This window comes from Massilia eburnea (assembly GCF_009720745.1).
GTDB classification, from domain to species: domain Bacteria; phylum Pseudomonadota; class Gammaproteobacteria; order Burkholderiales; family Burkholderiaceae_D; genus Rugamonas; species Rugamonas eburnea.
Genome location: NZ_WNKX01000022.1, coordinates 77350 through 87208, shown reverse-complemented (window position 1 = coordinate 87208; position 9859 = coordinate 77350). Strand labels below are relative to the sequence as shown.

Genomic DNA, 9859 nt, shown 5'->3' with positions numbered 1-9859 from the left:
GGTCGAGATTATTATCTTGCATGAAAGCGGTGGGTAAAGTTGAGTTTTGTTGGTCGCACAACAAGTCTAACTTTTCTTCACCGCTTTCCTGTTTTTAGGACTACATCACAGCAATCCGTGATGAACCAATTTTTTTGCATTAGTGACCGAGACGCATTTTGCGACGATAAGGACACGTCGCGATCCCGATGGGCGGTTGGCGGCGAAAATCAAGCTCGCTCGCAGGGCGTACCATTTCCGATGGCCCAAGCGGCGCATCCTCGATTTTGTCGATGTATTAGACTGGTTAATGCAATTACCGGAATCGCAGAAAGCTGCCTTTGAGGTGGCTTTGGGCGAGCTGGAGAGGAGGTTAGACATGCCTTATGTGAATTCTATGGTGCGTGATGCCATTGCTCGTGGCGAGGCAATTGGCGTGGAGCGCGGAGAGCAGAGAGGCTTGCAGCAAGGCTTGCAGAAAGGCTTGCAACAAGGGGAGCTCGAGGGAGAGCGGAAGCTGTTAGTGAAAGTGCTGAAGTCTCGATTCGGTCCGCTGCCGGGATCTGCAATGACGCAAATCGAAGGTGCGAGCGAGAGCGAATTGTCGCGCTGGGCGGAAAGGGTGACGGTTGGAGCGAGTCTGGCTGACGTGCTGGACGGGTGGTGACCGGAACGTACCGCTAAGAGCGGTCTGCGCTAGAATGGCCCCAACATCCATATCCACAAATGGAGCGACCATGAGCGAAGAAAAGCAAAAACGCGATACGGAAGCGTGGTTCACCCTGTCCGGTGACGTCAACAGCGATATGGTGCACCGTGTGTTCGATGCGGTGGCGGATATGACGGAGGACGGCATCGAGACCGCCCACATCCTGATCCAGTCCAACGGCGGCTACGTCAGCGACGGCCTGTGCCTGCATAACTACCTGCGCAACCTGCCCATCAAGATCATCACCTACAACGGCGGGGCGGTGGCTTCGATTGCGGTCATCCTGTTCCTGTCCGGCGATGAGCGCTATGCCAGCGAGACGGCGCGCTTCATGGTGCATAAATCGCATGCGAGCGCGCCGCACGGAGCCAGGCCGGACGCCTTGCGCATCATCGTGGAGGGCCTGCAGGCCGACGATGCACGCACCGAATCGATCCTGCGAAAATACGTGCAACTGACCGACGAACACTGGAACATCCACGCATATTCCGACCTGCACCTGACCGCGCCGGAAGCGGCCAAGGTTGGCCTGGTGAACGCGGTGGCGGACTTCAAGCCGCCCAAAGGCAAGCGCGTTACCAATATCTGAAAAAGCAAGGGCCCGGAAGCGTGCTCCCGGGCCCGTTCACGTAACGCCCCTCATTTACCGGTTGCCGCTACGGCTGGAGGGATTTTTCTTGTCCGTTTTGCTCTGGCGGCCGGTGTCCGATTGCTGGCTGGCCGGTTGTGCGCCCGAACGCGAACCCTGGTCGGCGCTCTGGCGGGTGCCAGAGCTCGAGCTCTGTTTACTGGATTTTTGCTTGGATTTCATGGCAGTTCCTTTCGTAAGGATCGGAACTTCATCATGCTTTGTGCAATAGTAAAGGTGAATCGGCATGCAACTTCCCGCTTTGTAGGACTAATCCTGCACCGCAGTGGTGCAAGCTCAACAGTTTGGCGACATTGCCGTAAATATTTGCAGATTCTTTGTGTTCGGCTATTGCCATATGGAAAGAATCTGCGACAATATGAATAACCCTCAAAGTCAGGCCAAATCATGCTTCCAGAAAACCCAACATCTTCGGCGCCCAAAAAAGCGGTCACGCCGCGGCATGCGCTTCTGGAAAACCTGATCACCCTGGTCAACAAGCACGTCAGCGAGCAATTCAACGATCTGTGCACCAACTGGGCTGCCAGCCTGGTCGACGCCACCGATGCCACCGACGTGAAGTCTTTGCAAGCGCGCATTCGTGCCGGCAATCGCCTGCGTACCGACCATTACGGTTTCCTGGGCGTCTTCGCCGAGCAGCTGGAAAGCGATTTGCGGCACGAGATTGCGCAACTCGCCCCGGGCCAGAAGGCGCCCGTGCGTAAAGGCCTGGAGGCGCTATCCCTGGTGTCGATGGAGGAGATGGACACCAAGGTGACCATGGGCAGCTTCAGTAAAGCCTTCGAAGTCAAATATTCCGACGGCCTGGCGACGCTGAATGTGCGCCTGGCTTTCCTGCTTGACCGCGACATCCTGCGCATTAACCAGAATCCCTTCCGCCCCGAAGTGTTCCTGGGCTCCTTCCAGCAAGCCTGGATCGACTTTATCAAGGACGAGGAAGCGGTCGAGTTGATGAAGCCGTTCCTGCGCCCTGAGGATTTCTTCCAGTTCGGCCCCATGCTGGAGGAGCTCAACACTGCGCTCGAGCGCAAGGGCGTAGGCCCGGGTTCTGTGGAAAAGCACAAGACGCGCCGCGCCGACTCGCACGACGCATCCCAGGCTTCGTCCCGCAAGAAGAACCAGCAGGCCGCGCTGGCAGAGCAGCTGCGCCAGTTCTTTTCGGGCGGCGAAGCGCCTGGCGGGGGCAAGCCTACGCCAACCGGCTTTGAACAATTAGGCGACCTCGATCTGTCGCTGCCAACCTTGAGTGTGACCCCGGGCCTGTATGGCACTCCGGCGCATACGGCGGAAAATGCCGCGGCGCCAACCGCTCCTGCGCCTGCAATCCCGGCGCCCGGCAGCGCCGCGCCGGCGATGGCTGCACCGGGGCAGGCGATGCAGGCGCCTGGCTTTGTGCCGGGCGGTATGCCAGGAATGGCGATGCCTGCCGGTGTTCAAATGATGCCGGGTGTTTCCATGGCGCCGAGCGGCGCCGGCATGGGTATCCCGGCTGGCGGAGTCGTGGCCGGTGGCGGGCTGCCCGTCTTTGCAGGCGGCAGTGCTGGCGTGCCGGGTATGGCGGTCCAGGGCGGTGTGAGCGTCGCGCCGGGTATGGCGATGGCTGGCATGCCGATGGCTGGCGGGACGGCGATGGCGGATATGCCGCTGGTGAGCGGCGGCGCAGTGCCTGGCACGGGCATTCCGGGCGGCATGCTGTCCGGTGTTGCTGTGCCGGGTGTGCCGGGCGGTGTTGCGGTGCCTGCAGGCGGCTGGGCGCAAGGTCCGGCGCAAGGCTTCCACGGCGGCGCCAATAATGAGGCGGCCCAGCGTGCATCGCTGCTGAGCGCCAAAGAACCGCTGATGAACTTCCTGGCGCAGTTGCAGCGCGGCGTGCCGAGTGGCGCCGTGTTTGCGAGCGCTGAAGGCAGCGCGATGCCGGCAGTGTCCCTTGCGCCCAGCTTTGGCGGCGGCTTTGCGGCCGGTCCGTCGCAAGCCGGTGGCGGCGCCATGCCGGCTCCGGGCTTCGCCTCGGGCGGCGCGATGGGCAATGTCTTCCTGCTGCCGCAGATTAAAGAGCAGGCGCCTGCGGGCAGCCTGACGCGCGCCGACGAAGGCACCATCGACCTGCTGTCGGCGGTGTTTGATACGGTCTTCCGCGATTCCAGCATCTCGCCCGAAATCCGCGACCTGATCCGCTTCCTGCAGATCCCCGTGCTGAAGGCCGCGCTGGTCGACAAGAACTTCTTCTTCCAGGAGGCGCACCCGGCCCGCCGCATGATCGACCTGCTGTCGCGCATGGGCTGGGAGCAGCACAAGGACCCGGACGATCCGCTGTACAAAGCCATGCAGCGCAGCGTGGAAAAAGTCAGCCAGGACCACGAAGAGGAAATGAGCGTCTTCACCGAAGCGGTGAACGAGCTCGAAGCGTCCATCAAGGCCGAGGAGGCCGCAGCGGCTGCCGCCATGGCGGAGCCGATCGCCAAGGCGCTGAAACAGGAAAAAATGTCGGTGGCGGCGAAGTCGGCCAAGGATGCCGTGGCGCTGCGCATCGGCACCGGCGAAGTGGTGGCGATCGTGGAGGCCTTCCTCGAGAACAAGTGGGTGTCGGTCCTGACCATCGCCTACAGCGTTGAGGATGAAAAGCCGGGCGCGGTGAACAACGCCACCCAGACCATGGATGACCTGATCTGGAGCGTGCGTCCGAAGATCACCCAGGACGAACGCAAGAAACTGATTTCCAAGCTGCCTACCTTGCTGTCCACCCTGAACAAGTGGCTGGACGTGATCAAGTGGCAGGATGCCGACCGCCTGCAGTTCTTCGCCGAACTGGCGGAGTGCCACGCATCGATCGTGCGCGCACCGATCGAGATGTCGCCGGAACGCCAGGTCGAAATCGCGATGGAGGTGGCGAAGCAGGACGCCGAGCGCCGTATGCAGCTGCAAGCGGTGGCCGAGGTGAAGGCGGAGGAAGTGCCGCCGCCTGACGATGATGCCAATATCGAGGTGGATAGCCTGGCGCGCGGCATGTGGCTGGAGTTCGACCAGGACGACGGCAGCAAGCGCAAGGTCAAGCTGGCCTGGATCAGCCCACTGAAGACGCTTTACATCTTCTCGACCACGGGCCGCCAGGAGGCGTTTTCCATCACCGGCGAGGCGATGGCGCAGCAGTTCCGCAACGGCACCGTGCGCCTGATCCGTACCGAAGGCGTGGTGGCAGCCGCGCTGTCGGTGGCAATGAGCGGCGCCGCCGCCGTCAACGACGAGCAACATGACATGCCGGCCAACGGCACTTCGGCCTAGCGCGGTTTAATTCCCCTTGCGCAGGACGGCCAGCAGGCCGTCCGCCGCGTCCTCGATGTAGTCCAGCACCAGGTCAAAGCCATTCGCGCCGCCGTAATACGGGTCGGGCACGACTTCCGAGTCCGAATGCGAGGCAAATTCCATGAACAGCCGCACTTTGTGGCGGTGTTGCGCCGGGCAGGCGCGCAGCAGGATTTCCAGGTTGTCGTGGTCCATCGCCAGCAGGTAATCGAAGCGTTCGAAGTCCTCGGCGGCCACTTTGCGGGCGCGCTGGATGCTCAAGTCATAGCCGCGGGCGGCGGCGTGGCGGGTCGAGCGTGCGTCGGGCGGATTGCCGATGTGATAGGCGTGGGTGCCGGCTGAATCGATGTCCAGGTCCAGTCCGGCGGCCTGGGCGCGGGCCCGGAATACACCCTCCGCGGTCGGGGAGCGACAAATGTTACCCATGCATACAAACAGGATGGCGGTTCTGGTCTTCATTTTGTTCTTGCTATACAGGGAAAATGGTATGATTAGCCACTTTTTTAACACGTCCCAGCGGGCGAAGTACAGATAAAACGTGCGTCTATCTTCCATCAAATTGTCGGGATTTAAGTCGTTCGTCGATCCCACCAATTTCCAGGTACCCGGCCAGCTGGTCGGCGTGGTTGGTCCTAACGGTTGCGGCAAGTCCAATATTATCGACGCTGTGCGCTGGGTGCTGGGCGAATCGAAAGCATCCGAGCTGCGCGGCGAGTCGATGCAGGACGTGATTTTCAACGGTTCCACCCACCGCAAGCCGGCCGGCCGCGCGTCCGTGGAACTGGTGTTCGACAACAACGAGGGCAAGGCGTCCGGCCAGTGGGGCCAGTACGCCGAAATCGCGGTCAAGCGTACGCTGACGCGCGATGGCACGTCCACGTACTACATCAACGGCCAGCCGGTGCGCCGGCGCGACATCCAGGACATCTTCCTCGGCACCGGCCTCGGTCCGCGCGCTTACGCGATCATCGGCCAGGGCATGATCTCGCGCATCATCGAATCGCGCCCGGAAGAATTGCGCGTATTCCTGGAGGAGGCAGCTGGCGTGTCGAAGTACAAGGAACGCCGCCGCGAAACCGAAAACCGCCTGCACGATACGCGCGAAAACCTGCTGCGCGTGGAAGACATCCTGCGCGAGCTGAATAACAACCTGGAAAAGCTGGAAGGCCAGGCCGCCGTGGCGACCAAGTTCCACCAGCTGCAGTCCGACCAGGACGAGAAACAGAAGCTGCTTTGGCTGCTGCGCAAGACCGAAGCGCAGAACGAACAGGCGCGCTATTTCCGCGAAATGGAACAGGCGCAGAACGACCTGGAAGAGCAGACCGCCAAGCTGCGCAACGTGGAACTGACGCTGGAGCAGATGCGCCAGGCCCACTTCGCGGTCGGCGACCGCCTGCACCAGGCGCAGGGCCACCTGTACCAGACCAATTCCGAGATCGGCAGCCTGGAAGCGCAGATCAAGTTCGTCATCGAGTCGCGCACCCGCTTGCAGCAGCAGATCGGCGCATTGACTGCGCAGCGCGACCAGTGGGCGCAGCAGGCCGAGGAATACGCCGGCCAGGTCGCGGAGGCCGAGATCAACCTGGAGGAGCTGTCGGCCCGCGTGGAAGAGGCGCGCATGCTGGCCGAGCAAAAGGCTGAATTGCTGCCGGTGCTGGAGCAGGAGTGGCGCGAGGCGCAGACGAAGAGTACCGAGTCGCGCGCACGCATCATGCAGGCGCAGCAGCAACTGGAGCTGGAATCGGCGCACCAGCGCAACGCTTCCAATATCCTGGCTGGCCTGGCGACCCGCAAGGAGCGCCTGCAGCAGGAAAAGGGCGGCCTGGCCATGCCGGATTCCTCGCACCTGGCGAACCTGAAGATGCAGCTGGAGGAAAAGCAGCAATCGCTGGAAGAGCAGAACATGATGCTCGAAGAAGCGATGGAGCAGCAGCCCAAGCTGGAAGAAGAGCGCCAGGCAGCGCAAGCCGCCGTGCAGTCCGAGTCGGCTGCCACCCACCAGCTGGAAGCGCGCCTGAACGCGCTGCGCCAGTTGCAGGAGCGCGTGCAGACCGAAGGCAAGATCACGCCTTGGCTGCAGAAGCATGAGCTGAACGAGCTGCCGCGCCTGTGGCAGAAGCTGGATATCGAGGAGGGCTGGGAAACCGCGCTGGAAGCCGTGCTGCGCGAGCGTACCTCGGCGCTGCAGGTTTCCAATATCGAATGGGCCAAGCACTTCTTCAGCGATGCGCCGCCGGCCAAGCTGGCGCTGTTCGCTCCTGCCGTCGCAGCGTCCGCCGACGCCAGTGCGGCGTCCGGTGCGGACGGGGTACCCCTGCGCCCCTTCATCGACCTGCTGCGCCTGAACGACCCGGGCCTGCGCGGCGTACTGCAAGACTGGCTGCACAACGTCTTCCTGGCCGACGACAACGCCAGCGCCTTCGCGGCGCGCGGCACGCTGCCGGCCGGCGCCTGCTTCGTTACGAAGCAAGGCCACATCATCACGCAATCGTCGGTGCGCTTCTATGCCGCAGACGACGAACAGGCCGGCATGCTGGGCCGCCAGCACGAAATCGACAACATCACCAAGCAGTTGCGCGCGCAATCCATGCTTGCCGAAGAGGCTCGCAGCCGCGCCGTCCGCGCCGATGCTGCCCTGGGCAATCACAGTCGCCTGCTGACCGAGCTGCGCGCCAAGGTGCAAAGCCTGACTTCCAGCGTGCACACCCTGCAGCTTGAAGTGGTCAAGCTGTCCGAAATCGAGGCCCGCTTCAACCAGCGCAGCAACCAGATCGAGACCGACCTGGCCGAAATCGCCGCGCAGGAAGAAGAGCAAATGCAGGTCAAGCTGGAATCGGAAGAGAAATTCGAACAGCTCGACATGGAACTGGGCAACCTGCAAGGCGAACACGAAGACGGCCAGACCGCCTTCATGGCCAAGGAACAGCGCCTGGCCGACGCCCGCGAAGCCCTGCGCGAACTGGAACGCAAGGCCCAGGAAGCGGAATTCGCCGAGAAATCGGGCCGTAGCCGCATCGACGAGCTGCGCCGCAGCATCGCCACCGCCACGGCGCAAGTAGCGCAAGTGGGCGAAAGCCTGCAAGCCGGCCAGCTGGAACTGGAAGGGCTGGAAGCCGGTACCGCCAACGAAGGCTTGCAAGACTTGCTGGACCGCCGCACGCAGCAGGAGCGTGCGCTGGCCGATGCCCGCCATGAACTTGACCAGATCACGCAGCAGCTGCGCCAGTTCGAGGACGCGCGCATGCAGGGTGAGCGCAGCCTGCAGCCGCAGCGCGACAAGATCACCGAGATGCAGCTGAAGGAGCAGGCCGCACGCCTGAACCAGGAGCAGTTCGCGCAGCAGCTGGCGGAAGTGCAGGCTGACGAAGCTGCGCTGGCCGAAAAACTGCACCCGGACATGAAGGCTTCCTACCTGCAGGGCGAGGTGACGCGCCTGACCAATGCGATTGCCGCATTGGGCGCCGTCAATCTGGCCGCGCTGGACGAATTGGCGACCGCTTCCGAACGCAAGAACTTCCTGGATTCGCAGAACCGCGACCTGACCGAAGCGATTGCCACGCTGGAAGACGCGATCACCAAGATCGACAAGGAAACGCGCGACCTGCTGCAGGACACCTTCGACCGCGTCAACCAGAGCTTCTCCGAGCTGTTCCCGATCCTGTTCGGCGGCGGCCAGGCCAAGCTGATCATGACCGGCGAGGAAATCCTCGACTCCGGCGTGCAGGTCATGGCGCAACCGCCAGGCAAGAAGAACGCCACCATCCACCTGCTGTCAGGCGGCGAAAAAGCGCTGACCGCGACGGCCCTGGTGTTCTCGATGTTCCGCTTGAATCCCGCGCCATTCTGCCTGCTGGACGAGGTGGATGCGCCTTTGGACGACGCCAATACCGAGCGCTTCTGCCGCATGGTGAAGCGCATGTCCGACCAGACCCAATTCCTCTTCATCTCGCACAACAAGATTGCGATGGAGATGGCCAATCAACTGATCGGTGTGACGATGCAGGAACAAGGCGTGTCGCGCATCGTGGCGGTGGACATGGAATCCGCCGCATCATTTGCTACAGAGGCTCAAGCCGCATGATTACAGATTTCCAAATGAGTTTGATTGCCGCAGGCGGCGTGTTCGTCGTCGGCGTCATTAGCTACAACAAGTGGCAAGAGTACAAGCTGAAAAAACGCGTCGAGCGCGCCTTCGACGGCCAGCATGACGATGTGCTGATGCGCGCCGACGATGGCGTGCGCGCGGAACCGCGCTTCCACATGGATGATGTGCCGATGCCGGATGCAGGTTCCGGCGCTTACGGCGTGCCCGAACACATGGGAGGCCATGTCGGCAGCGTCGCCGCGCCGAGTTTTGCACCGGACAGCGAAGAGCCGGCCGCGCCGGTGCGCACCGCCGATGCCGACGTGCCGGCCGAAGAACTGGCCACCTGCCTGGTCGACCCACTGATCGACTGCCTGCTGCCGCTGGAGCTGGAAGCGCCTGCGCGCGGCGAAAAACTGCTGCCTGCGCTGCAAAAGCTGCGTTTTGTCGGCAACAAGCCAATCCACTTCATTGGCCTGGCCGTGAGCGGCGACTGGGAGCCGGTTCGCCATGGCGTCGTGTACACCAAGCTGCAGGGCGGTGTGCAGCTGGCCAGCCGCAGCACCGCGCTGAATGAGCTGGAATACTCCGAACTGGTGACCCGCCTGCGCAGCGTGGCCGACGAAATCGCCGCCGAACCGCAAATCCCGGACATGATCGAAGTGATGCAGGATGCGAAAAACCTGCACCGCTTCGTCGCCAACCATGACGCACAGCTGGGCGTCAACCTGGCCTCCAACGGCGCCCCATGGAACATTGCGACCCTGCTGGGCGCCCTGGAGAAACTCGGCTTCGACGTGCGCCCGGATGGCCGCTATGCGATGCCGGACGGCGAGGGCGGCCACCTGTTCTCGCTGTCGACCAACGTGACCCTGGCCGAAGAAACCACTTCGCGCCTGACGCTCCTGCTCGACGTGCCATGCGTCGCGCCGGTACGCGACGGCTTCGGTTCGATGATCGCCTGCGCGAAAAACCTGATGGCGCGCCTCGATGCGACCATCGTGGACGACGCCAACCAGCCGCTGGCTGACGAAACCCTTGCCAGCATCGCCGGCCAGGTGAAAGAGTTTTACGACGACATGGCAGCGTCGGATATTCCGGCCGGTTCCACCCGCGCGCTGCGCCTGTTCAGCTGATC

At 62.5% G+C, this 9859-nt stretch carries 7 protein-coding genes; 5 read left to right on the top strand and 2 right to left on the bottom strand.

Translation table 11 applies throughout. The features are described from left to right. Positions 1 to 142: 142 nt before the first annotated feature. Together GM658_RS23010 and GM658_RS23005 are read left to right on the top strand one after the other, a co-directional pair. Positions 143 to 646, top strand: coding sequence for an RpnC/YadD family protein (locus GM658_RS23010; protein ID WP_155456396.1), 504 nt, complete (start codon positions 143 to 145; stop codon positions 644 to 646). A 70-nt stretch (positions 647 to 716) separates the two neighbouring features. Further along, positions 717 to 1277 carry an ATP-dependent Clp protease proteolytic subunit gene (locus GM658_RS23005; RefSeq protein ID WP_155456395.1) on the top strand — a complete coding sequence of 187 codons (561 nt, stop codon included), beginning with the start codon at positions 717 to 719 and terminating at the stop codon, positions 1275 to 1277. A 54-nt stretch (positions 1278 to 1331) separates the two neighbouring features. On the opposite strand, the gene GM658_RS23000 is transcribed toward GM658_RS23005, so the two are convergent. Then, a complete protein-coding gene (locus GM658_RS23000; RefSeq protein ID WP_155456394.1) occupies positions 1332 to 1499 on the bottom strand; it encodes a hypothetical protein in 168 nt (55 codons plus the stop codon). Positions 1500 to 1724: 225 nt separating this feature from the next. Here GM658_RS23000 and GM658_RS22995 point away from each other — a divergent pair, with 225 nt between their 5' ends. Further along, a complete protein-coding gene (locus tag GM658_RS22995; RefSeq protein WP_155456393.1) occupies positions 1725 to 4616 on the top strand; it encodes a DUF1631 family protein in 2892 nt (963 codons plus the stop codon). 6 nt (positions 4617 to 4622) lie between these two features. Here GM658_RS22995 and GM658_RS22990 read toward each other — a convergent pair whose 3' ends face one another. Continuing rightward, on the bottom strand, positions 4623 to 5096 hold the full coding sequence (locus GM658_RS22990; RefSeq protein ID WP_155456392.1) for a low molecular weight protein-tyrosine-phosphatase: 474 nt from the start codon (positions 5094 to 5096) through the stop codon (positions 4623 to 4625). 79 nt (positions 5097 to 5175) lie between these two features. Between GM658_RS22990 and smc the strand changes: the two genes are divergently transcribed. Both smc and GM658_RS22980 read left to right on the top strand, forming a co-directional pair. Continuing rightward, positions 5176 to 8718 (top strand): chromosome segregation protein SMC, encoded by a 3543-nt coding sequence (gene smc / locus GM658_RS22985; RefSeq protein WP_170298929.1) that lies wholly within the window; start codon positions 5176 to 5178, stop codon positions 8716 to 8718. Positions 8719 to 8732: 14 nt separating this feature from the next. Next, the gene (locus GM658_RS22980) at positions 8733 to 9857 is read left to right on the top strand and encodes a cell division protein ZipA C-terminal FtsZ-binding domain-containing protein (RefSeq protein ID WP_155456391.1); all 1125 of its coding nucleotides are present in this window, start codon (positions 8733 to 8735) and stop codon (positions 9855 to 9857) included. Positions 9858 to 9859: the final 2 nt, after the last annotated feature.

Excerpts from the sequence above, each read along its gene's own strand:
- GM658_RS22990 (WP_155456392.1), bottom strand. The coding sequence starts at position 5,096 with ATGAAGACCAGAACCGCCATCCTGTTTGTATGCATGGGTAACATTTGT.
- GM658_RS22995 (WP_155456393.1), top strand. The coding sequence starts at position 1,725 with ATGCTTCCAGAAAACCCAACATCTTCGGCGCCCAAAAAAGCGGTCACG.
- GM658_RS23005 (WP_155456395.1), top strand. The coding sequence starts at position 717 with ATGAGCGAAGAAAAGCAAAAACGCGATACGGAAGCGTGGTTCACCCTG.
- GM658_RS22980 (WP_155456391.1), top strand. The coding sequence starts at position 8,733 with ATGAGTTTGATTGCCGCAGGCGGCGTGTTCGTCGTCGGCGTCATTAGC.
- GM658_RS23000 (WP_155456394.1), bottom strand. The coding sequence starts at position 1,499 with ATGAAATCCAAGCAAAAATCCAGTAAACAGAGCTCGAGCTCTGGCACC.